This is a genomic window from Acidicapsa borealis, assembly GCF_059115245.1.
Window position 1 is genome coordinate 2,836,762 of the sequence record NZ_JCACNY010000001.1, and the last position, 25,665, is coordinate 2,862,426.

12 protein-coding genes are annotated in these 25,665 nt (G+C 58.5%); 5 read left to right on the top strand and 7 right to left on the bottom strand.

All coding sequences use genetic code 11. The annotated features are described in order from the left end of the window. Positions 1–8: 8 nt before the first annotated feature. The 3 genes from AC5S27_RS11635 to AC5S27_RS11645 all read right to left on the bottom strand — a co-directional run bounded on the left by AC5S27_RS11635 (position 9) and on the right by AC5S27_RS11645 (position 6,031). Positions 9–1,487: an efflux transporter outer membrane subunit gene (locus AC5S27_RS11635; protein ID WP_493934727.1), complete on the bottom strand. Its 1,479-nt coding sequence runs from the start codon at positions 1,485–1,487 to the stop codon at positions 9–11. After that, positions 1,484–2,686, bottom strand: coding sequence for an efflux RND transporter periplasmic adaptor subunit (locus tag AC5S27_RS11640; protein WP_493934728.1), 1,203 nt, complete (start codon positions 2,684–2,686; stop codon positions 1,484–1,486). Before AC5S27_RS11640 ends, AC5S27_RS11635 begins: the two co-directional genes overlap by 4 nt. Positions 2,687–2,809: 123 nt before the next feature. After that, a complete protein-coding gene (locus AC5S27_RS11645; protein ID WP_493934729.1) occupies positions 2,810–6,031 on the bottom strand; it encodes an efflux RND transporter permease subunit in 3,222 nt (1,073 codons plus the stop codon). Positions 6,032–6,270: 239 nt separating this feature from the next. On the opposite strand from AC5S27_RS11645, the gene AC5S27_RS11650 reads away from it, so the two are divergent. The 4 genes from AC5S27_RS11650 (at position 6,271) to AC5S27_RS11665 (ending at position 15,660) form a co-directional block, all read left to right on the top strand. Continuing rightward, the gene (locus AC5S27_RS11650; protein ID WP_493934730.1) at positions 6,271–6,948 is read left to right on the top strand and encodes a response regulator transcription factor; all 678 of its coding nucleotides are present in this window, start codon (positions 6,271–6,273) and stop codon (positions 6,946–6,948) included. Next, positions 6,948–8,429, top strand: coding sequence for an ATP-binding protein (locus AC5S27_RS11655; RefSeq protein WP_493934731.1), 1,482 nt, complete (start codon positions 6,948–6,950; stop codon positions 8,427–8,429). The genes AC5S27_RS11650 and AC5S27_RS11655 overlap by 1 nt, the downstream gene beginning before the upstream one ends. Positions 8,430–8,486: 57 nt before the next feature. Next, the gene (locus AC5S27_RS11660) at positions 8,487–8,648 is read left to right on the top strand and encodes a hypothetical protein (protein ID WP_493934732.1); all 162 of its coding nucleotides are present in this window, start codon (positions 8,487–8,489) and stop codon (positions 8,646–8,648) included. Positions 8,649–9,315: 667 nt separating this feature from the next. Continuing rightward, the gene (locus AC5S27_RS11665; protein ID WP_493934733.1) at positions 9,316–15,660 is read left to right on the top strand and encodes an Ig-like domain repeat protein; all 6,345 of its coding nucleotides are present in this window, start codon (positions 9,316–9,318) and stop codon (positions 15,658–15,660) included. 27 nt (positions 15,661–15,687) lie between these two features. On the opposite strand, the gene AC5S27_RS11670 is transcribed toward AC5S27_RS11665, so the two are convergent. After that, on the bottom strand, positions 15,688–15,822 hold the full coding sequence (locus AC5S27_RS11670; protein WP_493934734.1) for a hypothetical protein: 135 nt from the start codon (positions 15,820–15,822) through the stop codon (positions 15,688–15,690). 37 nt (positions 15,823–15,859) lie between these two features. Between AC5S27_RS11670 and AC5S27_RS11675 the strand changes: the two genes are divergently transcribed. Next, a complete protein-coding gene (locus AC5S27_RS11675) occupies positions 15,860–20,476 on the top strand; it encodes a protease pro-enzyme activation domain-containing protein (RefSeq protein ID WP_493934735.1) in 4,617 nt (1,538 codons plus the stop codon). A 96-nt stretch (positions 20,477–20,572) separates the two neighbouring features. On the opposite strand, the gene AC5S27_RS11680 is transcribed toward AC5S27_RS11675, so the two are convergent. From AC5S27_RS11680 to AC5S27_RS11690, 3 genes are all read right to left on the bottom strand, one after another. After that, positions 20,573–22,711 (bottom strand): winged helix-turn-helix domain-containing protein, encoded by a 2,139-nt coding sequence (locus tag AC5S27_RS11680; RefSeq protein ID WP_493934736.1) that lies wholly within the window; start codon positions 22,709–22,711, stop codon positions 20,573–20,575. A 211-nt stretch (positions 22,712–22,922) separates the two neighbouring features. Next, on the bottom strand, positions 22,923–24,362 hold the full coding sequence (locus AC5S27_RS11685) for an ABC transporter substrate-binding protein (protein ID WP_493934737.1): 1,440 nt from the start codon (positions 24,360–24,362) through the stop codon (positions 22,923–22,925). Between the two features lie 91 nt (positions 24,363–24,453). Further along, positions 24,454–25,611, bottom strand: a complete 1,158-nt coding sequence (locus AC5S27_RS11690) for an anhydro-N-acetylmuramic acid kinase (protein ID WP_493934738.1) — start codon at positions 25,609–25,611, stop codon at positions 24,454–24,456. Between the last annotated feature and the right edge of the window lie 54 nt (positions 25,612–25,665).

Below are 25,665 nucleotides of genomic sequence, written 5' to 3' on the forward strand. Positions count from 1 at the left end.
AGCGCTGTTTATATCTTGGGAATGTCCTGCGTAGTCCACCCACCGCCAAGCGCTTTGATCAAGAGAACACTTGCCTGTTCTCGCCGCAGCTGTATTTGAATATCATTCCGCTCATTCTGCAGTGCAACTGTCTGTGAAGTGATCACCTGTAGGTATGTGTCCACTCCACCCTCATAGCGCGTGTTGAAGAGATCGAGGGTCTCTTCTGCCGAGCGAGTCGCATCATGCTGCTGCTTTGCCTCAGCCTCAAGCACGCGCAACGCAGCAAGATTATCCTCCACCTGCCCAAAACTGGTCAGCACAGTCTGCCGATAGTTAGCCACTGTTGCATCGTAGTTTGCCTGTGCTGCCTGCACTCCAGCACGGCGCCTGCCACCATCGAAGGCTGTCTGTGTCAAAGTGTTGCCAATCGCCCAGAAACGGCTCGGCCAGCTAAGCCAATTGACCGCAGATGTTCCGACAAATCCCGCCGCCGCAGAGATATTCAAGGTCGGATAATACGCGCTCCTGGCAATACCGATCTGTTCATTGGCGGCTGCCATGTGCCGCTCCATCGAAGCGATATCCGGGCGTCGCTCGAGTAAGGTGGAAGGCACTGTCAGAGGAATAGTCGGCAATGGTTTCTGTGCAGCGTCAGCCTGCGCTGGGTCGAGATGAAAGTTTTCCGGGGGCAACCCAATCAGAATCGCAATCGCATGTTGATCCGCAGCTCGATCGTTTCCGAGATCCGTTCGAATCACCTCCGCAGCCTGCAGTTGCGTGCGCGCTTGGGAAACATCGGAGAGTGGAGTAATGCCCTCATCATAACGATCCTGCGTTAACTGCAATGCCTGCTGGTAGGCCTTCACCGTGTCGTCGAGCAAGTGCAGTTGCGAATCAATGGCCCGTAGATTGAAGTAGTCGAGCGCAAGTTCTGCCTGCAAACTCAACCGCACTGCAGCAAGGTCCGCGGCACTCGCCTGGGTCTGTTCCCGCGCAGCCGTGATCCCGCGCCGGATACGTCCCCACAGGTCAACTTCGTAGTTGAGATCGACGGGCAGAGAGAAGTCGCCTGTCCCGTTGTTCGCTGAGTTTTGATTGAAATAAGGCTGATTGACGGAGTCTCGTACTACTCCGACGGAAGGCCCAACGCCAATGGTTGGAGCCAGCTGTGACTTGCTTACCGACACCTGTGCGCGTGCAGCTCGAAAGTTTGCTTCCGCAGCCTTGAGGCTCTGATTGGCAATTGCCACCTGTTCTTCGAGCTTATCCAGATCAGCATCCGAGAAGAGCTTCCACCAGGCACCGCCAATCGCAACGTCGGCAGGTGTAGCCGTTTTCCATTCGCCATATTCGACTGACGTTGACGGCTTCTCAGAGAAAGCTGCAGGCATCTCGACAGAAGGTGCCGTTGCCTTTGGACGAGTGTAATTCGGACCAACCTTGCAACCCACCAGAAGGAGCGGTAGAGCGCCAAGGATCAAAAAAGATTTGAGAGTCACATTCATGCAGCACCATGCTTGTTGGTTTGTCCCCCCGGAACAGGCTCCGTATCGGCTGCCATCACCTTGACCGTCTGTCCCGCCGCCAATGAATCTGGCGGGTCAAGCACGACCATGTCATCTGGGACGACTCCGGATGTGATCTCAACCTTGTTGCCATAATCATGGCTTATCGTCACCGGAGTCAGTACGACACGGTTATCGCGAATCACAGCGACACGAAGTCCCTCAGAGCGGAACAGCAGTGCGTTCGAAGGAAGTGTCACAGAATGCGCATTGCCCGGCAGCTGAAAATGAACGAATACATATGCGCCAGGTAAGAGCGTGCCCTTTGCGTTTTCGACATCCGCCTCAGCCGTCAAAGTGCGGGACATCGGATCGAAGGCGTTACTGTTGCGCGACAACACGCCGACATACGTCTGCTCGGGATGATCAACTTCAGTCAGCGTGACCTTGCCTCCGTTCGTGACGGCGCTTGAGTACGCCTCAGGCACAGCTATATACACGCGCAAGCGATAGAGTGCCGCAAGGTGAAATAGCTCCTTCGGACTTGAATTCGCACCTGCTTCAATCAGCGATCCAATATCAATGTTGCGAGCTGTCACGACACCATCAAACGGAGCTGTTACATGCTCGAACGATTGCAATTGCTCCAGGCGTCTCACGTTAGCCTCGCTCGCCGCAACCGCCGACTGGCGTGCAGAAAGATCGCTCATCGCCTGATCCGTTTCCTGCTTTGAAACTGCATGCTTGGCCAGCAGATTCTGCCAGCGTTTGCTCGTAATGGCAGCCATGTCAAGATTCGCTTGAGCAGCCTTGAGATCGCTTTGCGCCTGCTGCAATTGCTGATCCATTTCCGGCGTCTCAATCTCCGCCATCAACTCGCCCTTACGAACATGGGTGCCGATGTCGACGTACCATCTCTTCAGATAGCCGCTGGTGCGCGCGTAAATAGGTGTGTCATTGAATGCCTGGACATTGCCGGGCAGATCGACTTTCTCAAGCTGATTGCCCACAGTGGGGTGCGTGACCCGCACAGTCAGCACAGATGACTCGGTCGCGATATTGGCGAGTGCAGCCTCCGCCGACCCTCGCGAGCGAATGCCAGCGACAATCCCAACAGCGAGCACGACGATGACAACGCAAACTATCCAAACCATGCGCGTATTCGTCGGTTGAACCATAGGATGCGGAAAGGGCTTCATACCCTCCGGATCAGATTCCCGCACGTCCTCTTTGTTCGCCTCTAACATTTCCATAGTCCCACCTGAGTCTCCAACACGTCCATTGTGATACAAGTTCTCGACAACTTGCCCATTGTCCAACGCTCAGACTAAGTGTGCATTCAATCGATCCTTTGCATTCGCGGTGTCATGCTTTTTGCTGCTGTGAACCATTGCAAAGACCGCAGGGACAAAGACCAGTGTCGCCATTGTTGCACAGAGCAAACCGCCAATGACCGCGCGGCCAAGAGGCGCATTCTGCTCACCACCATCCCCAAGTCCAAGCGACATCGGCACCATGCCGATGATCATAGCCAAGGCCGTCATCATTACAGGGCGGAAGCGCGTTCCGCCCGCCTCAATGGCGGCACGAATCGGTTCACCATGTTCCTGCAACTGGCTCTTGGCAAAGTTCACCACAAGAATGCTGTTCGCCGTCGCCACCCCCATGCAAAGAATCGCGCCCATAAGCGCGGGCACGCTCAATCGCGTATGGGTAAAGAATAGAAACAGTACAATGCCAGCCAGGGCCGCGGGCAGCGCTGTGATAATGACAAACGGGTCAAGCCATGACTGGAAGTTCACTACGATCAGCATGTAGATAAGCACGATCGAAAACACTAACCCGCCAATCAAAGCAATGTAGGAACTACGCATCGTCTCAACCTGGCCTCGCATCGTCAGGAATGTACCGCGCGGCAATTTGTTCTGCGCAGCATGAATGATCTTGTCAACATCATTCGCTGCCGCGCCCAGTCCGCGATCCTGTACGGTCGCATAGATATCGACGACGCGTCGCGTGTTGAAGTGAGAGACAACCGCCATCTCCTGACCACGATGAATCGTTGCGATATCCCCGACAATCTCCGCTGGACGGGCTGCTTCACTCCCTTGCATACCATGCGCAGCGGAGACTGCAGCGCCTGTACCTGCCGCATGATTCACTGGAATATTCTGAAGCGCAGTCAAAGTATCCATCGTGTATTGAGGTGTCTGCGCAACCATGTTGTAGTTCACATGATTCTTCCAGTTCAAGAAGAACATGGGAGAAGTCTGGAAGCTTCCACTCAGTGAATTCAGCACGCTCGATGAGACATCACGCTCCGTATATCCACCCTGAGCAGCCTTGGTTCGCTCTACAGTGAGATCAAGAGTAGGGTAGTCAAACGGTTGCTGAATGCGTATGTCTGCCAAGCCCTTTACCTTCCGAAGTTCGGGCAACATGCTCATGGCAAGTTCACGGCTGGCCGCGACATCATCTCCCTCAAATCGAATATCGATTGGGGCAGGCAAGCCGAAGTTGAGAATCTGCGAAGTAATGTCCGCCGGGAGGAAATAGAACGTAGCTTGGGGAAATTCCTTCGGTAAAGACAGACGCAATTGACGCACATAGTCAGCTGTTGGTCCATGATCTTCGTTGAGGCTGACCATGATGTCGGCATCCGCTGCGCCGACCGCTCCGGAGGTCATAAACTGCGTGTTCATCGTGCTGTAAGGCAGACCGATATTATCCAGAATTCCGCTCAACTGCTTCTGAGGAACGGTTTTCCGAATCGTGGCCTCTACCTCATCGCAAAGCCGTGCTGTCTCTTCGATGCGAGTGCCCGTTGGTGCGCGAAGATGCAGCGTGAACTGGCCGCTATCGACAGCCGGGAAGAAATCCTGCCCAAGAAAAGGCACCAGCGCAAAAGACACCACGCAGAGGAGGAGGAATGCAGGGACGAACACCTTGCGCCAACCAACGAGTGTGGTGAGAAGTGTCTCGTACGATTTCCGCAACCACTCGAAGCCTCGATTGAAACCATGTTGAAAGCGCGAAAAGATGTTGCGCGGAGCAGCGCCATGTTCATGGGCACGCAGTAGGTAGACCGCCAAAGTTGGAACCAGTGTGCGCGAGAGAATGTACGAAGCAAGCATGGCAAAGATCACTGCTTCTGCAAGTGGTACAAAGAGATAGCGCGCCACACCTGTGAGGAAGAACATGGGCAGGAATACGATGCAGATACACAGGGTCGACACGAATGCCGGCACCGCGATCTGTGCAGCGCCTTCAAGGATCGACTCTCGCAGCGGATGACCATTCTCAAGGAATCTCTCGATATTCTCGATCGTCACCGTAGCGTCATCGACAAGGATGCCTACGGCTAATGCGAGACCGCCAAGCGTCATCGTGTTGATGGTCTCCCCAAGGAAGCTCAGCACAATCACAGAACTGAGAATTGACAGCGGAATCGAAACCGCGATGATCAGCGTACTTCGCCAACTGCCCAGAAAAAGCAGGATCATTAAGCCCGTCAGAGCTGCAGCAAGGATCGCCTCGCGTATGACTCCGTTGACAGCGCCCTTCACAAAGATGGATTGATCCGAAAGAGGCGTAATCCGCAGATTCGAAGGCACCATCGTCGCGATGCGAGGCAGTTTGTCCCGAATGCCTTGTACCACACTGACGGTGGAAGCCTGACCGTTTTTCAGCACCGACATCAGGACGCCGCGACTCCCGTCACGTCGAACAATATTTGTCTGCACCTGGAAGCCATCGCTCACGGTTGCGACGTCGCCGAGATAGGTGGTCACGTCATTCTGCTGCTCGATAGGAACGCGGCTGAGTTGATCAATGGTGCGTGGCGCTCCATTGGTCCGCACATCATATTCCTTTTCGCCGATCTTGATGGTACCCGACGGTGTGACGACATTTTGGAGCGTGAGCGCATTGAGCAAATCTGCTGGAGCGATTCCCTTGGACTGCATCGCTGCCTGATCGAGATTGATCGAGACTTGCCGCTGCTTACCGCCATACGCTGCAGGAATCACCGCTCCTGGCACTGTAATCAGCTGCGAGTGAATCGTGTTCTGAGCATAGTCGTTCAACATTTGCTCAGGTAAGCCCTTGCCAGATATTCCAAGCTGCAAAATGGGCACGCTCGATGCGCTATAGGTCACAATCTGCGGTGGCAAAATGCCCGGAGGAAGCTGGCGAAGCAGAAACTCGGATGCCGCTGAAACCTGCGCATTTGCAGTGGCAATATTGGCATTCGGCTGCAGAAAGCATCGAACGACCACAACACCGTTGTATGTAGTCGACTCGATATGCTCGACGTTATCGACGAACGTGGTGAGGTTCTTTTCAAAGGGAGTTGTCAGCCGTCCCTCAAGTTCTTCGGGGTTGAGACCAGTGTAGGACCACGCAAGGGAGATGACCGGGATATTGATTTCCGGAAACATATCGACCGGCGTCCGTGAGATGACAACCGGACTCAAGAGCAAAATCAAAAGGGCAAGAATGATGAATGTATAAGGTCGATCCAGCGCTATTTTGACAATCCACATTGCAAGGTCACTTTCTTGAATCAGCCTGACGGTCTGATTCGTGTCCGAAGTGGACAATCCGCAGAAACTTCATACGGGTGCGGCGACATGTTCAGGAAAACACTTTTCTTTTTCCGGTCACCTTACATTTCCCTGACAAATGACCGCGACGCTTAACGAAGGGATGTCATTGCTGTAAATTCGATCTCAGCAACAGACTGCACATCTTTGCTGCCTGGAATGATTCTACTGAAGGAACTATGCAAATCCTGATTGTTGAAGATGAACGTAAGCTGGCACTTGCATTGCAGCAGGGCTTGATCGAGGAGGGGTATGCTGCGGAGGTAGCCCTCTCGGGCGAAGAGGCCCTGCGTTGGCTTGCGGGCAGTCGCGCGGATCTCGTGCTGCTGGACGTCATGCTGCCCAAACGCAGCGGACTCAGTGTTCTCCGAGAGGTTCGGCGCGAAGGATTGCATGTCCCGGTGCTGCTATTAACCGCCCTTGATTCCGTGCAGGATCGAGTGCTTGGTTTGGACGCAGGTGCGGACGATTATCTCGTAAAGCCATTCGCATTGTCCGAGCTGATCGCCCGCGTTCGAGCACTTCTACGGCGAACGAGTCTAGCGCCCCAATCTTCTCTGGATCTTGCTGATCTGCACATGGATCTTACCGGCCGCGTGATCACGCGCCAAAGCGTTCCCATCGAGATAACCAGCCGTGAATTTGATCTCCTCGAGTATCTGATGCTCAATCGAAACCGCGTTGTCTCCCGCGAAATGCTTGCCCGTGATGTCTGGAAAGAAATGTCGCGGTACACCTCGCTCGATAATGTGATTGACGTGCAGGTAGCTCGACTGCGACGTAAAATCGACGATCCATTCGATGTGAAGCTGCTCCATACTGTCCGCGGAGTAGGATTTGTGCTGAGGGAAGAGTAGTGCGCATCTCCTTGGGCGTTGGCAACCTTCGCGTACGGCTAACGCTGTGGTACGGATGCGCTTTCGCAGTCCTCCTGATCCTGCACATTGGTGTTGCCACCTATGTGCACTACAGGCAACTCGTCGATCAGGCTTTGCATGCACAAATACAAGATCTAGAGACAGTCGAGGGTTTGCTCTATCAGACTTCCGACGGACGCGTCCTTCTCAACGAAACTTATTTTAATCGTCCGCAACTCAGGCTGCGCCTCGAGCGGCTGTTAGAGGTACTCTCGCCGGACGGCCAAATTCTCTATCAGGGCGACCGTCTCAATGGAGTCAACCTCGGTGGAGAGGTACTGCACGATGAGGGTAAGAACGACAATTACAACGAGCGCACGGCTCGACTGAGCGACGGGCGCGACGTCTTCATCATTAGCCACTTCCATCTACTCAATGGCCGTCCAATCATCATTCGAGAGGCGTATGTACGAGCTCCTCTTTACGCCAGCGTATGGCGGTTCCTGCTCGTTCTCCTGGCGCTTGCCCCATTGGCTGTCGCAATTGCAGTGTTCGTTGTTTACAGAATTACGCGCCGCGCACTTTCTCCTCTTACGACTATGGTCAGCAGAGCTCAAAAAATCACCGCGGAACGGCTCAACGAGCGGTTGCCCGTCGAGTACCCGTCAGACGATTTAGGGCACACCGCGCAGGTCTTCAACGAACTCCTGCAGCGTCTGGAAGACTCCTTCACGCAACTCAGGCGGTTCACTTCCGATGCTTCGCATGAGTTGCGTACCCCGCTGGCATCCCTGCGAAGTATCGGGGAAGTGAGTTTGAGGAATACCCATTCAGGCGATGAATATAGGGAAGTCATTGCCAGCATGCTCGAAGAGGTCCGACGCCTCACACGCCTGGTGGATAGTTTGCTGGTGATCTCTCGCGCCGATAGCGGCCAGATCACCCTCCAACTCTCGACCATTTCCTGCATAGAGTTGGTGGAAGAAGTCACGGAACTCCTCGGCATTCTGGCGGAAGATAAGCAGCAGACCATCCTCATCGAAGGCGATCGAACACTCATGATTCACGTAGACCGAGGCATCCTCCGCCACGCGATCCTGAACCTTATCGACAATGCCATCAAGTATTCGCCTGAAGGCGGAGAGATCCGGATAGAGGTAAACAGGCTAGGGAACGAAACTGCCGAGATTACAGTCTCTGATCACGGCAAGGGAATCGCCGTCGCAGACCGATCTTTGATCTTCGACCGCTTCTATCGGGCGGATGAAGGACGCTCGCGTGAGACCGGCGGCACTGGCCTCGGCCTCTCGATCGCAAAGTGGGCGGTTGAGGTACATGACGGAAAGATCGGGGTAGACCCGGCGTTCACCGCAGGGAACCGCTTCTACATCCGCCTTCCAATTAGCCACTTACAGGGAAAATCAGGTGTATCCGAATCGTCAGTGCCACAGAATGGCCAGCCTGAGGTGAAGGGTGCATAAACCCTCGTGGATAACCCCCGAGATGATCTATGCATCTTCTCTAGCAAGGAGATTATTATGCCGCAGGTAGAAAAAGACGCAACACCCCTCAAGTCCGATGACGCAAAGGGCGAGAATACGGCTCATTCGCGTGTCGAGCGGGAAGCCGACGAAATGGCAAAGAAGGCCAGCAAGACCGAACAGAAATACGACAACAAAAATTCCATCTTCACGAAATAACCGTAAGAGCTCCGACCCGCCCCCTGCCGCGCATCCATTCTGCGCAGCAGGGGGCTTATTCCCGTTAGCATCTCCTCCGGCAGAACCATTAAGTCTCCGATGAACGGGCGTCTAAAAATTTGAGACGCCGATACCGGTGTGTCCCCCAGATTCCACACGTTACCAGGATGCAACGGCAATTGTTGTAGTGCAGTTCAAGTGCTGGATCCGCATACCGGGATCAACCCAGATCAACTATTCAGCTTTAACAGGTTCTTCTGTCGCCAGCCGGACAAGAAGTGTTTGAAAATATTGACCTGTAAATATATGTTTTTAAGCAATTTACGTGCGTATATGGCCCGTATATAACGATTGGAATTTGCGTAGGAAAATTTTCTTAAACCTGTGTTTATGATCAGCCCATCGAAGCAGTGCCTATGGGCGGGCGGCGGATTCGGTAGCCGCCCTATCATCCGCTCATTGCTGAGAGGGATTCCACGGTCCCATCGCATAGCAGTACCCCAGCCATCCAAGCAGACCGGATGGACGGCTCTGAGAAGTCAATCAACCTGTCTTCGGCTGCTCTCAAGCAATCCCGGCCGAACAGTCCCATCGTTCTCTATCCCAAAATTCTTCGAGGCGGCGGATGGGCTATTACCCATTCCAGGGGCCGCACTGATAGGACGCCATGTTACGGAAACTTCTTGCTGGTTACAGCCTTGTGTTTGCCATGATTGCGGCACTACCGGTCCTTGCCAACGCGGCTGGGCCATCCCGGCCGGCTCCGCGCATTACCGCTCCTGTTGACGCCAATCACCGCGTCACCCTTTATGGGAGCGTCCATCCTATGGTGAGCCACAGCGCTGATCACGGCGCGGCGCCTGACTTGACCCCGATTAACCGCATGTTGCTCGTGCTGAAGCGTGCGCCTGAGCAGGACAAAGCCTTGACCAAGGCGATTGCTGAAATGGAGCGCCCCGGGTCGAAGACGTATCGCAAATGGCTGACTCCTGAGCAGATCGGAGCCACCTATGGTCCTGCCGCAGACGACATTGCAACTGTGACGAACTGGCTCACCAGCTCTGGCTTCCGAGTTGCGACAATCTCTCGCGCCGGCAGCACGATTGAGTTCTCGGGCACCGCCGGGCAGGTTGCGACCGCGTTCCATACGTCGATTCATTCCTTTGCCCTGAACGGCAAGGTTTACACGGCCAATGTGGCGGATCCGCAAATTCCCGCAGCCCTGGCCCCGGTGGTTGCAGGTATCGCCTCTCTGAACAACTTTCCCTCACAGCCCACCTCGCGCGCCGCGAGCCTGGTCAAGTTCGACAAGCACACGAAGACCTGGTCGGTCGTCGCGGATGCGTCCGCTAGCAAAGCGCTGGCATCGGAGGCTCAAGGCAATAACTCCCAAAATGCAACGGCTCGCCCCAGCCTGACCACTACAAATCCCAATGACGGAGCCCCGATCTACCCTCTCACACCTTACGATTTCGCCACGATCTACAACATCAAGCCGCTCTGGGACGCGGGCGTGGATGGCACTGGCCAGCAGATTGCCGTTCTCGGCTACAGCGACGTGGCCCTTGGCGACATCGATCAATTCCGTAGCAGCTTTGGTCTGCCGGCAGCACATATCAATACGATTCACGGCGGAGACGATCCCGGCGTGACCCAGGACGGCGATCAGATTGACGCCACCGCTGCAGTTGAATGGGCCGGAGCAATCGCCAGGAACGCCACAATCGACCTGGTCACTACTGCCGGAACCGCAGTCTCTGACGGGCATTTCCTCTCTATGACCTATGCGGTCGACAATCTTGTAGCGCCTGTCATCACCGATACAAATCTTGGCTGCGAAAGCGCCCTCGGTCCGGCTGGCAATCTCTTTGTCTATCAGACATGGCAGCAGGCAGCCGCCGAAGGCATCACCGTCGTCACGGCTACTGGCAACAGCGGCGCGGCGGCGTGCGACATCTATTTCTTCAATCTCGTGGACAATGGCCGGGCCGTAAATGGCTTTGCCTCCACGCCCTTCGATGTAGCGGTTGGCGGTACGGATTTTCCCTCCAATATCAGCGACCCCACCAAGTATTGGAGCGCAACCAACGATCCAGCCACCCAGGCTTCGGCGCTCTCCTACATTCCTGAAATTCCCTGGAACGGCACCTGCGCCAGCCCGCAGGTCTTTGCTGCCTTCGGCGCAACTTCCGGCGATCAGACTCCCGCGCAATGGTGCGACGATGTCAATGTACCCAACCAATACCTCTCGTCCACCCAGGCAGGCGGAGGCGGTGCAAGCACATGCACCACGTTCAATCCAGCGGCCTATCCCACCCGCGCCTACTGCGTCGCCGGCTATCCCAAGCCTGACTGGCAGGCAAACGTAGCCGGCGTTCCCAACGACAATGTTCGCGACATCCCGGATGTCTCATTCTTCGGTGGCACCGGCACATTCCGCAGCAGCTATCTCTATTGCATGTCCGGGGTAGTCAACAATCAGCAGGTACCCGCCTGCGACTATACCAACCCCGACTCGGTCGAGTATTTCGCCACCGGGAGCACGCTCTATTCAGCCTCGGCTTTTGCGGGCGTGATGGCGCTGGTCAATCAGAAGACTTCTTCCTCGCAAGGTCTTGCCAATTCCTTCCTGTATGCTCTGGCGCAACAGGAATACGGCACCACCACCTCGCCCAACAAGTCTCAGACCAGCGCCTGCAACGCCTCCTCTGATCAGGCTTCGGGCAATAGCTGCGTATTCTACGACATCACCGTTGGCACCAACTCCACCCCCTGCGATGACGGCAGCCCCAACTGCATCAACGGTCCGCAGCAGGGCCCCGGTGGCGACATCGGCGTGCTGTCGGCATTCAACTCGAATCCTGGCTATGACCCGGTCACCGGCCTCGGCTCGATGAACATAGCCAATCTCGTCAACCAGTGGGCCACGCTGTCCAGTGCCACGGTACCGACGACCACGACTCTCAGCGTATCGAGCACGAATCCGACCTACGGTCAGCCAATCATCATCTCCGGCACCGTCACGCCTGCTTCCGGCGCGGCTATGGCCTCGGGCACAGTTGCGATCATTGGTGCGCAGCAAAACCAGGTATCGATCCCGGTAGTCAACGGCGTATTCAGTCAGGAGGTAGCGAACCTGCTGCCGGGCGCTTACAGCATTACCGCCAACTACATCGGCGAGGGAGGTCTGCAGAACAGCTCTTCCACGCAGGTTGCCCTGGTTGTAGCCGAGGCGACAGCCATCAATACCCTGGGCTTCAGCGCCAGTGACGTTTACACCGGAGCGGCTCTGCCTGTCACCGGCAACAACATCCCTTACGGAGCCAACCTCAACGCCACGATGACCGTCACCAGTCCTTCGACCGCGACAGGGGTAACAGCGCCAGGAGGCAGCGTTGCATTTACCTCCGGAGGCACAACGCTGGCCAACGTCCCGCTCACCAACGGCGCGGCCACCTATCAGGTTGAGGTCGCTCAGATCGGCGCCTTCAACATTACAGCCACCTACAGCGGCGATCCGAATTACAACGCAGGAACGCCCGTCACGCAGACCTACAACGTCGTCAAGGCTCCAACGAGCATTGCGGCCTCGGCCAGCTCAAGCCTTGTCGCCATCGGAACCCCGGTGACCCTGACGGCAAAAGTCACCACCAGCAGCCGTGCAGTGCCGCCGACAGGGCAGGTCGTCTTCTCCCTGAACGGTACCGCCGTTGGTACAACAAACGTAATTCCGGGTGGTGATCCCATATCCGGCGAAGGGACGGCCACGGCAACCATCACCGTGAATGCCTCAGCTATCCCCGCAGGCGCAGACCAGATCACCGCCGCATATTCAGGCGACGGCAACTTCCTTCCATCCACCACCAGCGCCGGGTCGCTGACCAGCGTTTCCGGCGATGCGCCGACGACGCTGACCATCACCCCCAGCACAACCTCGGCAACCAGCAACCAGCCGGTAACGATTGTGGCCACGCTCACCGCAGGCGGAGTCCCAGTAAGTCTCGGCAGCGTGCAGTTTTCGGATAACGGCAAGCCCCTGGCTGTGGTCCCGGTCGTCGGTCTCAGTCCGGCAGCCGGCAGCACACCAGGAACGGCCAAGTTCGTAACGCGGCTCAGTGCTGGAACGCACGTCATCCTGGGCATCTATAGCGGCGCAGGCAATCTTCTCCATCCAACCGGCAACGTGACGCCTCCCATCATCGTCACCGCAGCACCACAGACGACCAGCACCACTCTGACGGCAGCACCAAACGCAACTATTGCCACCAACTACGATGTAACCGCAACGGTCCTGGCAGAGGGCGGCATCGCGCCCACCGGCACCTTCACCCTCAACGAGCCCAGCCTAAGCGCAAACCTCAAGACCGCAACCATCGACCCTACAACCGCAGTCCCAGGGGTCTCGCCTGAACTCCCTGCAGCTTCCGGCAGCCAGAACCCGGTGATTGTCTCTGCCGACTTCAACGGCGACGGCATCCCCGACTTCGCCGCCGCCAGCGATTCACTGGCTACCCAATTGATGGTGTCGCTTGGCAACGGTGACGGCACCTTCAAGACGGCGACCGGCACAGTCGTGACAGCGGACCCAACGATCACCGTTCCCAGCAGCATCACGGCTGGCGACTACAATGCTGACGGCGTAGTGGACGTGGCCATCAGCTTTGGCAACGGGAACGCCGTAGTCATCTTGCTCGGCAACGGCGACGGCACCTTCCGCCAGGGCCAACTGCTGCGTGTTCCGAATGTACCCGGAGCGAGCGGCGCCATCCTCGGCGACATTGTTACGGCTGACTTCAACTCCGACGGAGTCCAGGATCTGGCGCTGGTAAACGACCCGGGTCTGGGTACTGCATCGATTCAGATCTATGCCGGCAACGGCGACGGTACCTTCAATCCCGCACCGGCGACGATTCCGAACCTGGCGTCCACCGAGCCGCCATCGCTAGCACTGCATCTCATCACCGCCGACCTCAACGGCGACGGCAAGGCTGATCTCATTTCCTTCAGCCACCTCGACGGTGATGTGATCGTATCCTTGGGCAACGGCGACGGGACATTTCAGGCAGCGACGACGTATGCGACCGGCCTCGGAACGCGCGCCGGAGCTGTCGGCGACGTCAACAATGATGGCTACCCGGATATCGTGGCGCCAATCTACGACAACGGAGAGATTGCCGTCCTGATCAACAATCACGACGGAACCTTCTCCGGGCCGCAGACCTTCCCGGCAGCCTATAGTCAAAACGGTCCGCCAACGTATTTCCCTGGGCCAAACAGCGTTGCCCTTGGCGATGTGAACAACGATGGCAATCTGGACATAGTCGTAGCGGATAGCTACTACAACCAGGTGTCGGTAATTTACGGCAACGGCCAGGAATCGCTCTTCAACTTCTGGGGCACCACGCTCATCAACACGCAAGGCTCGCCTTACCAGGTTGTGACCGCTAACCTTGCCGGCAATGGCTACGCAGGCATCCTCGTCAACGAACCAGCCACGGGCACTGTCGGAGCAATGCTCTTCGGCTCGCTCTGGACACAGAAGTACTCCAACGTGGCCCTCTACGGCAGTTCCAGCGAGCAGGAAACGCTCGCCGCCAGCTACCTCGGCGACAGCTCCAATGCCGCTTCCACCTCGCCTGCGGTAACCCTGTCGGGTTCCAACAGCACCATCGCCACTAAGCTGGACTGGTCTCCGGGCAGCTCAACCGCTGTCTTCGGCACCGGTATTCCTGCCGGCGCGCTCGATGCCCAGGTGGAGAACAACATCCCTGGCTCCATCACCTATACGGCGCAGCAGGCTGGAGTGGCGGCAATCGCGATCAACTCCGGCGCAACCCTGCCGGCGGCTGGATCGTACACGCTGACCGCGACCTTCACTCCCACCAATTCCAATGATTACGCACCGAGCACAGCCACTGCCGCCTTCACCGTCTCCAAAGCCAACGTCAACCAGGCTCTCACCTCTTCGGCGGCCCAGACGGATGCAGGCGCTGCCCTGACCCTGACCGACACCGTCACCTCCGGCAACAGCGCAGTCCCGACCGGAATCGTGAACTTCTTCTCCGGGGCAAACTCGATTGGTTCGGCTCCGCTCAGTGCCACCGGTATCGCCACACTCAACACCTCAACGCTCGCCGCGGGTAGCTACACCGTCACCGCCAGCTACGCAGGCGACGGCAACTTCAACGCTGCCACCTCGACTGCGGTTTCAGTTGTAGTCGGAGCACCTTCGCTGACTCTGGCGCTCAATCAGAACGCCATCACTGTCAGCGCCGGATCCACGGCCACGGAGAGCGTCAGCATCACACCGCTTTTCGGCTACACGGGCAACGTCAGCCTGAGTTGCGGTAATCTGCCACCTGGCGTCAGCTGCGGCTTTTCGCCTGCGAGCGGCACGCTGGGCTCTACCGCGATGCAGTCGACACTGACCATAGCCACTCCACCCCCGTCCTCCAGCGGAACCAGCTCGATGCTGCGCCGGTCCGTACTTCCAGTCGCTGGTGGCGCAATCGCCTTCGCGTCGCTGGTCATGTTCGGCATCCCTGCCCGGAGACGTCGCAATGCGTGGATGGTAGTGCTGATCCTTCTGGCCGGAGCAGCCGGAGCAACTGCGCTCGCAGGCTGCGGCGGCAGTTCCAATCACGGCCCGCAGGCGACCACGCTGAACGTCAGCTCTTCGGCGATCAAGAGCGCAAGTGGCAGCTCAGTCACTCTCACCGCTGCACTCACTGGAACGGGCGCAACCAAGGCCACTGGTAGCGTGACGTTCTTTGACGGCGGCACGCAGATCGGACAGGGCACTATCAGCAATGGTTCCGCACAACTCTCCATCAGCACTCTCGCCGTTGGCGGCCACAGCATCACAGCCAGCTACGCGGGAGACAGCACCCACAACTCCGCGGGCACTGCGACTGCCATCGAGCAGGTCATTACCGGGCAGAGCTCCTTCACCGTCACGGTAACCTCCGGCAGCATCATCCAGAGCTCCACCGTCAACCTGACCCTGCAGTAGCTCCTGGTCCGCGGACTGGCGGCAGCCTCACAGCGCCGCCGGTTCTCTGGCTTCAATATCTGTTGCTGTTCCAAATATCGAATCCAGCGTCCGCAAACTCATCCAGCGACGTTCATCCACGATCTCGCATTTCATTTTTCTAGCTGTGGCAGTCGAGGTCAAATCTCCCTTAGTCTCGCCTAACAGCCAAAGGATAGCCATGCTACGCAGAGTCATTCTTTCCCTGGGTCTTTCCCTCGCTCTTATCAGTACTCTTTCCGCTGGCGCTGCCACAACGCCTTCACGGCCCTCTCCGGTCCAGCGCATCACTACAGTGGTGGATGATAGTAACCGCATTACTCTCAAGGGCAACACGCATCCTCTTGCCCAGAAGAAATTCGATCAGGGAGCAGTTGCCGCGTCGACTCCAGCTGCCCGTCTCACGCTAGTTCTGAAGCAGAGCCCCACACAAGCCCAGGCTCTTCGCGAATATCTCGCCGACCTCAAGGACAAGAATTCTGCCAGCTATCACAAATGGCTTACCCCCGAGCAGTTCGGAGCAAATTACGGCGCCTCCGATCAGGACATTGAAACCATTTCGTCCTGGCTCCGCTCCTACGGCTTCACCATCGGCCGCGTCGCCAAGTCCCGCAACCTGATCGAGTTCTCCGGCACCGCCGGAGCTGTGCAACAGGCCTTCCACACCTCGATCCATCGCTATCGCGTCAACGGTGAAGAACACTTCGCCAATGCATCCGATCCGGAGATTCCAGCCGCTCTTGCCCCGGTGGTTGCAGGCATCACCCAACTCAACAACTTCACGCCAAGGTCCCACAGCGTGCTCGGAAAACCCGCGCACCTGAACGCCGACGCCAAAGGCGTCAAAGGCCAGATCACATGGACCGATCCGAACGGGTATCAAGCCCTCTACATGGTCCCTGCGGATGCGGCGATCCTCTACAACACGCCAAACGCGCAGCTGAACCCCAACTTCACCGGCAAGACCCTCGACGGCGCGGGCGTAACCGTGGGTATCGCCGGCGATGCCAACTTCAATATGCAGAACGTCGCCAACTACCGCGCCTTCTTCCTCAATGACACTTCAGCCTCCCACCTGCCCAGCGTCATTATCGACGGCAACGACCCGGGTCTCAACGGCGATTCCGGCGAAGCGCTTCTCGACAACGAAATCCTCGGTGGTCTGGCTCCGGGCGCGAAGATCAATTTCTATACAGCCCAGAGCACCGATCTGCAGTCAGGACTCTTCCTCGCAATCTGGCGCGCGCTCGATGACAACGCCGTCGACATCCTCAACGTGAGCTTCGGCGGATGCGAGGCTGCACAGGGAACTGCGGGCAACCTCGGGATTTACCAGATGTGGGAACAGGCCGCCGCGCAGGGCATCAGCGTCACCGTCTCCTCCGGCGACAGCGGATCGGCGAACTGCGATAACGACAACACCGAAGGCTACGCGCAATACGGGCTGGCGGTCAGCGGTCTCGCCTCAACCCCCTATGCGACGGCCGTTGGCGGAACCGACTTTTCTGTCCTGACCTCCAACTATCCGTCCTCTTTTTCGCAGTACATGAACGCCAGTGGCGGCGTCGCCCCCTACTACGCCAGTGTCAACGGCTATATCCCGGAGTCGGTCTGGAACGATTCCACAACGGTCAACACCACGCTGGATATGAATCAACCCTCGTCCCAGGGCTCGGATATCATCGGCGGCGGAGGCGGCGTCAGCTCCTGCAGTACTATCGACAGCAGCGGCAACTGTCTTGGCGGCTACGCCAAGCCCTCTTACCAGGCGAATCTGACTCCCGCCGATGGCGCGCGCGATGTGCCTGATGTCTCGCTCTTTGCCTCCAACGGATTCAACCTCGCCGTCTGGGGCATTTGCGGAGACGATGCCGACCTGGGTGGGAACACGACCTTCACCGACTGCCAGCTTTCCAACGGTAAACCGACCGGCAACACGACGCTATCCGGCATCGGCGGTACCTCGGCATCTGCACCAGCCTTCGCAGGCATGCTTGCCCTGGTCAGCCAGTCCATCGGCGGACGCCTCGGCAACGTCAATCCCACCCTGTATCAGCTCGCTGAGCATAAGCCGGCCGACTTCAACGATGTAACCATCGGCAACAACTCCGTGGCCTGCTACACCGGCAGCCCGAACTGCAATGCCAACGGCTACCTCACCGGATACAACACTGCCACCGGCTACGATCTGGCCACCGGACTTGGAACCATCAACGCCAGCAATCTCGTCAGCGATTGGCCCAGCGTCGCGTACCAGCCCACAACCTCCAACCTCGAAATGGGATCAACCGCGTCCTCGCTCGGAACCGCTCCCATTCACGCCACGCATGGCGATCCACTCAGCTTCAACGTCGCGATCAATCCCGGCGCCTCGGTTTCGGGCGACATGACCTTCGTGAGCGATAGCGATGTTTCCGTCATGCCGGGCAGCGGCGCACCGACTGCTTTCTATCCAGTCAACTCAGGCACCTCTTCAAACGGCGTCGTGGCCGGCACGCTCAACAATCTGCCGGGCGGCACCTATAACCTATACGCCTACTACGCAGGTGACACCAACTTCGCACCCAGCAAGTCCAATCCCATCTCTGTCACCATTGGGCCGGAAGCCAGCATCACTTCGCTGGCGGTCAAGTTTTATGACGCATCCACCGCCCACCAGCTCGGATCCAGCACGACCGTTCCCTACGGTTCCTACCTCTTCGCTACGGCCAGTACGACGGCCGCAAGCGGGGACAACGGCATTCCCACCGGCACAGTCACCTACAGCAACCAGGGCAAGCAGCTTGGCACTCCCGTAAGCATCAACAGCGCTGGAACTGCCTCCTTCAGCAGCCTCAGCCAGACTGCGCTCGCTCCCGGCTCCTACCAGCTGGAAGGCTCGTACTCCGGCGACAAGAGCTATAACCCAAGCGTCAGTTCTCCAGTCGACTTCACCGTGACACAGGCGCAGATTTCCTCGCAGCTTTCTGCCAGCGCATCGTCGGTGGCCTACTCCGGCACGGTTACGCTCACCATCGCGCTCGTGACGGACAGCATCGGCGCAGAGCCATCCGGTCCCGTCACCTTCATGAGCGGCAATACTCTTCTCGGGACGGCAACCATGCAGTACGGCATCAACGCGAACGACGGCACCGATCTTGCCATCGGCACCGCAACCATTCCGGGAACACTCTTCAAGAAAAACGGCATCAACAGCGTTACGGCAGTCTACGGCGGTGACACCAACTACAGCTCCGCCACCTCAAATGGAGTGGCGATCTACGTCACCGGAGTGCCAACACCCAGTATCGGCGTCAGCGGTCCATCCAGTGTGACCATTCCGAGCGCAGGCAGCTCCGCCTCGGCAACGATCTCCGTAACCCCGTTCGGCGGATTTACCGGAACGGTCAATCTCACCTGCTCCATCACTGGGCCAGCCCAGGCAGCTCAAATGCCTGCCTGCACCTCAGCGACCGCCAATGTGACCAGCACCGCAGCGGCCACCGCGAGCATCTCCATCACCACCTCGGCGTCGACCCCGTCCGGCAGCTATTCCATGACGGTCGTCGGAACCGATGCGGCAACCGGCAAACTCACCTCGACTGCCGTCATCCCGGTCACCGTCAATGCTCCAGTTCCAGCCATCGCTCTCAGCGGCACCCCGGTTGAGATCACCGGTGGACCCGGCGCGAGCAGCACGTCCAGTATCACCCTCGCCTCGTCGGGCGGCTTCGCCGGGTCGGTGGCTCTCACCTGCTCCGGCACAGGACTCACCTGCGACGCAGCTTCGATCACGGCCACAACCTCCGGCGGCTCGGGGACGCTCACGATCCATGCAGCCTCGACCCTCGCGGCCGGAAGCTACAGCCTCACCGTTACGGGAACCGATACAACCGGCAAGGTCACCGCATCCACCACGATTCCGGTCAAAGTGGATGCAGTTGCCGTGCCTTCGCTGAGCATCGCCGGTACCGCAGTCACCGTCTCCAGTCCTGGCGCCACCGGCTCCTCGACAATCACCCTCACTCCCGCCGGCGGCTTTAGCGGCGCAGTCAGCCTCAGCTGCACTGTTTCCGCAGCTCCGGCCGGCGCTGTCTCGGCACCCACATGCCCGGCGGCCACTACTTCAATCACCGGCGCAACAGCAACAACTGCGGCGCTCACGGTCCAAACCTCCTCCAGCACGACCGCAGGAGCTTACACGCTGGCCATCACCGCCACGAGCGGTGGTACGACCGTGGCAACTACAACCATCCAACTCACCGTCAACGCAGCCACCGTTCCGGCCAGCTTCGGCCTCACCGGTACTGCAGTCACGATCGCCAGCCTAGGCTCATCCGGTACGTCCACCGTCACCGTCACCCCATCTGGAGGCTTCACCGGACTGGTGAATCTGACCTGCGCCGAAGCGTCCGCCCCAACCGGCGCTGCCAGTGATGCCGCCTGCTCCTTCGGCTCACAAAGCGGTGTTACCGTTACGGGAACCAGCGCCGTCACGGCAACCATGACCATCACCACCACCAGCACCTCGGCCGCGCTTCGCTCCACAAAGCCGGGCATGCTGGTCCCCGCCGCGGCAGGCATCGCGGTTGCCGGATTGCTGCTGTGGATCCCGGCCCTCCGGCGCTACCGTACCTCCCTGATGACGCTTTTGCTTCTCGCAGTGGGCATCGCGATGGTCACCGGCTGCGGAGGAAGCAGCCACTCCGTCACCACGCCACCCCCCGGAGCAGGGAACTACACCTTCACCGTCACAGGAAAGGACAGCGCCACCGGAACCATCGTCAACACCACGACCGTTGCGGTGACCGTCCAGTAACCCACAAGCAACCGTGCCGCATCGAGTCATCGATGCGGCACGCATTTCTCAGCGAAGATATCCGTCACGGCAACGGCCATCCCATCAGAGCTCAGGCTAACGATCGGGCTGGCGGTCCAGCGAAGCCCTCAGCGGTGGTGTATGCGGAGCAGCAGGCAAGGAAAGCCCAACACGACTCAGGATCGAAAGAAACCGGGGGTCGCTATGCAGGTTGTCCAGCATCGGATTGACCGCCATGTTGATGGCCGACGGCTCGCGCCGCGCCACCACCTGCTCCAGCGCGGCTATAGCACGGTCGCGATCGCCGACGTACGCATACCACTCCTCGGGAGCGAAATCGCCAGGATGCGACTTCGTCCATTCCGGATGATGTTCGATCGCGCCCAATCGGACCTCGGCGTAAGCCTTCGGGCCGCCGCGCCGCAGCTCCGACAGCCCTTTGTCCTCCAGCGCAACCCGCGCGGTATCTTTCTCCATCACAGCCATCTCGCGCCACTCGTGAATCGCTTCTTCATACCGGCCCGCATCGAAGAGCGACCAGGCCAGAAGCGCGCGCGCCGAGGTCGAGTGAGGCCGCTCAGCGACATTGCGCCACGCAACGTCCACCCCGCGCTCATACTGCCGGGTCACGCCGGAGACAAAAATATCCATCGCATTCACCTGCGGCCAAAGAGGATCATCATCCCGCGCCAGCTCGATCTCACGCAAAGCCTCGTCTCCCCGGCCTTCGTATCCCAGGCACTCGGCCAGCAGCGCATGATAAGAAGCGTCACTCGACTGCAATTCCACTGCCGTGCGCATCTCGGTCTCACACAGCGCGATATTCCAGTCGCGGCGCATCGCCACCCAGGCCAGCACCGCATGCGCCTCGGCTACCCGCGGATTCAGCGTTCGTGCACGCTCAGCGAACAGTTTCGCCTCGCGAAGATTCTCCACCGGGTCTTCCGTTCTCGCCAGGTTCAGGTACGCCGAAGCCAGTCCTGCATAAGCGAGGGCAAACCCGGGGTCCTGCTGAATGGCTCCCTGGTAAAGCGCCTGTGCCTCCTTGAGCCCAGCTGGAGACACCTTGCTGGCACTGCTCCACGCGCGCAGAGAATCCCGGTAGGCCGCGGCACTCTCGGTACCGGCCGAATTTGTCGCCTTCCCATCCAGATGCAGACGCGACAGAATATCCCGCTGCGCCTGGCTGCGCAAAGCCAGCAGATCCTGCGGCGCTCCAGAGTAGTGAAACGAAGCCAGATGCGCTCCATCCCGGGTTCGTATCACCTCAACCTTGAGGGCGCACTGGTTCTCGTCAGCCGACAGCCCGATCAGCAGCAAGAGATCCAGGCGCAGCGACTTCGCCAGTACGAACAAATTGGGATCATCCTGACGCACGCCATCGAGAGAGTGTTGCGCATGCACCAGCAACCCCGGCATTTGCGAAAATGTGTCAGTAAGTTCCGCTCGCATGGCGCCCGCCAGCTGCGGCGCGTCCGACCCGCTCGTCACGAACGGGAGTACTCCCATCGTCATTTCCCCGCCACTGTTCCGGCGCGGCCATTGCATCGCGAGGAAGATTCCCAGCCCAACCAGCAGCAACACGCTCACCCCGTACGCCGCCGGAGCCTGCCGAAAACGCTGCGACAAATGGGCAAGGAATCCTCGCCGCCCTCCCGCACCGGAACGCGGCAATCCCGGATTGGATTCAACTTCGGTCGTCTCTACGTCAACCCGACCGGCCACAGCTGATTCTGGTCCAGCCCCAGCCACTTGCGGCGAAATATCTTCGATTTCATGCCCTTCGTTGCCCAGCAGGGTGAGCGACAAGCCGCCCCTGGACACCGCATCCTGGGCGCCGCTTGTCGATGCCTGCAACGGGACCACAACTACCGCTTCAACCACTGGGTCCACCATCTCTGCCTCTTCCAGGGTCCGCGTCACGGGCGCAACAAATCTGTATCCCCTCTTCGGCAGCGTCTCAATGAACATCGGCTCCCGATGGTTGTCGCGAAGCACCGCGCGCAGATAATTGACCGCACGGTTAATTGCGTGATCATGTTCAAGCACGTCCCCATCGGGCCAAAGTACCTTCCGTAACTCTTCACGGCTCACCACGGATCCCGCCCGCTCCAGGAGTGCCGTCAGCAACAGCAGCGTCTGCGGAGGAACACGCAGATAGCGGTCATGGCGTCGTAACACGCCCTCTGCTGAGTCCAGCGTGAACACCGAAAACTTGTATTTATTGAACTTCATGCCCCAAGCTATCACGCCAAAAGTGCACAGGCAACCATGACCGGAGCTGGATCAGATGTCAGGCTAAAACCATTTACTAGGGCATAGCGGAGAAAAAACAAGGCAAATCGCACCTCATCGACTGGTCTGAAGAGCGATGGAGAACAGGCGCCGCTCATGGGAATAGCAAGAGCAAATTTGGATATTTCTGGAGACCTTCGAGAGTTATCGATTATGGCTGCCAGTGCGCAGTCCGCAGAAAGTCGTAGCTTCCAGAGGGGCTGAGCGCAATCTGAGACAGTCTCCGGTCGTGTACAACCACCGCATCGGGATACCAGAGATTGATCGCAGGCAGATCGCGAGCAAGAATCTGCTGGACCTGAACATAATCCGCCGTGCGCCGCGCCTGGTCAGTCGATTGGCTGGCATCGTCCAGAAGTTTGTCCATCACCGGGTTGCTGTAGCGCCCACGATTCGGTCCCTTCGGAGGAATACGCGCCGTGCTCAGCGTGGTAAAAATATCCGGCTGCTCGTTGCCGCCAACCCAACGCAGCCCGTACATCTGGAAGGATCCACGGTTCAGATCCTGTAGAAACGTAGCCGACTCATAACTCCGAATCTGCAGGTCTATGCCCACGGCAGCGAGCTGTTGCTGAAGCGTAGCCGCGAGCAGTCGCGTTCCATCATCCGTACTGGTTTTCATCGTCAGATGAACGCGAACACCATGCTTATCGGCACGGTAACCGGCAGATTCAAGCAGGGCCCGCGATCGCGCAGGATCGTAGTCATACCGCGCCACGTCGCCTGTCCACGCCCAATGGCCCTCCGGCAGCAGGCTCACCGCAGGACGCGCTCTTCCGGCCAACAGCGTTTTCAGAATCAACTGGCGGTCGATCGAGCAGGCAATGGCCTGACGAACCCGCACATCGCGCAGGACCGGATCGACGGTATTGAAGGCCAGGTACTGCACCTGCGTTCCGCCCGTACTCTCCACCTGCAGATCTTTCTGCGCCGCCAGCACTGGCAGCATATCTGGAACAATGGAGTTTGTCGCCACATCGCCCGAGCCTTTGCGTAGCTCCAGCGCCCGCGTCGTCACATCCGGAACCACGGCAAACCGGACGCGCTGAATATTACCCTGTGCCGTCGTTTCCCAGCTGCGCGGATTGCGCTCGATCACCACTTCCTTATCGATCTCCTGGCTGACAAACCGGAACGGCCCCGACCCAACCGGATGCTGCCAGAAATCACGCTTGCTGCCGTAGGGCACAATTCCCATTGCACCGGAAGACAGGTTCGTCAGCAAGAAGTTGTCCGGCTTCTTCAGATGCAGCACGACAGTCGCCGCATCAGGCGCTTCCACTTTGGCAATCGCTGCGTAGCTACCCGACTTCGGCGTAATCACAGTTCCATCACGCATGGAGTTCAGCGTCCAAACCACATCGCGCGAGGTCAACGCACTCCCGTCACTGAACTGAACGCCTGTCCGTAGATGGAAGACGATGGTCAGCGGGTCGGGCTGCTCCCACCGCTCGGCAAGCCCAGGAGCCACACGAAAGCTGGCATCGCGAACCACGAGTCCATCGAAGAGCAACTCGTCAATGTGCTCCGATTGGGCATCGACACCAATCCGGGGATCAAGGCTGGTCGGGCTGGTTTCGATCAGGAACACAACCGTGTCCCTGCGGGCGTTTCCACCCCTGCACCCCGCAAAGCAGAGCAAAGCACATGCCATGATGAGAGTGAAAAATCGGTTCAGGGATCTAGGCATAGGTGATCTGCCCCAGAATCGCCGGCCGTTTCGCGCCGGTCGCGGACGGCAGATTGCCCGGCCTGCCGTGCCAGGTTTGCCAGGTCAGCAGCGCAAATGCCGCTGCCTCCTTCGCTTCTGCCGGAAGACCGAATTCGTCCGTCTTGCCGACCTTACAACCGTGGGGCTCGAGCCGATCAGCCAGCTGGCCCATCAGCGTCTGGTTCCACGCTCCGCCGCCGGAGACGGTGTAATCCACCTGCGCACCCCGCATGTGGTCGAGCGCGAAGCGGAGATAAGCGTCCGCGATGGAAGCAGCGGTAAGCGCCGTTGCGGTCGCGATTGCGTCCTGTTTCCGCTGGCTCACTTTACGGCATTTGGCTAGAAATGCCGCGGCATATTCGCGGCCAAACTCTTCCCGCCCCGCAGTCTTCGGCGGATTCTTCTTGAAGTATCTTCCTTTAAGTGATGCAAGCAAAACAGCTTCGAGAATTGTCCCGCTCGCTGCAATGCGGCCACTCGCATCGTAAGGCTTGCCGTAAAGCTTGAGCATCAGCGCGTCGATGATCATATTTCCGGGGCCGGAGTCGAAGGCCAGGACGTCCTCCGGACCAGCAGATGGCGGGATGGCGCTGAAATTGGCGATGCCGCCAATGTTCTGCAGGACGCGACCGCGTTTGGCGTGACGGAAGAAAACGTAGTCGAGCAGCGGTACCAGCGGCGCTCCCTGTCCGCCGGCAACCATGTCCGCTGGGCGAAAATTCGAGACTACCGGGACGCCGAGCTCTCCAGCCAGAATGCTTGCCTCTCCAGCCTGCCAGGTACACGCAAACCTTTTGCCTGCATAGCTTTGCGGTGTGGCCTGGTGATAGAGCGTCTGGCCGTGGCAGCCGATCAGGTCCAGCTTCAAGGGGTGTTTGGCCAGGGTCTTCTGAACCGCTTCGGAGTAGGCGAGACCAAGACGCCAGTTCAGCCGGGCCAGCTCAGCCGTCGAGGTGGCCTGGGCATTCATGGCTCCGAGGATGGCCTTGCGCAACGCAGCCGGGAACAAAAATGCCTCGTGAGCCAGCAGTTTCAATTTTGGATAGCCGTCGCCGCTCCCTTGGATTCTCGTCAGGGCCACGTCAATGCCATCCGCCGAGGTTCCGCTCATGATGCCTGCCACGATCATCCGTTCCCCTCCGGGCAATTCGTGTCTGTGGAGTCCGCGTTTGCAGATGCGCAA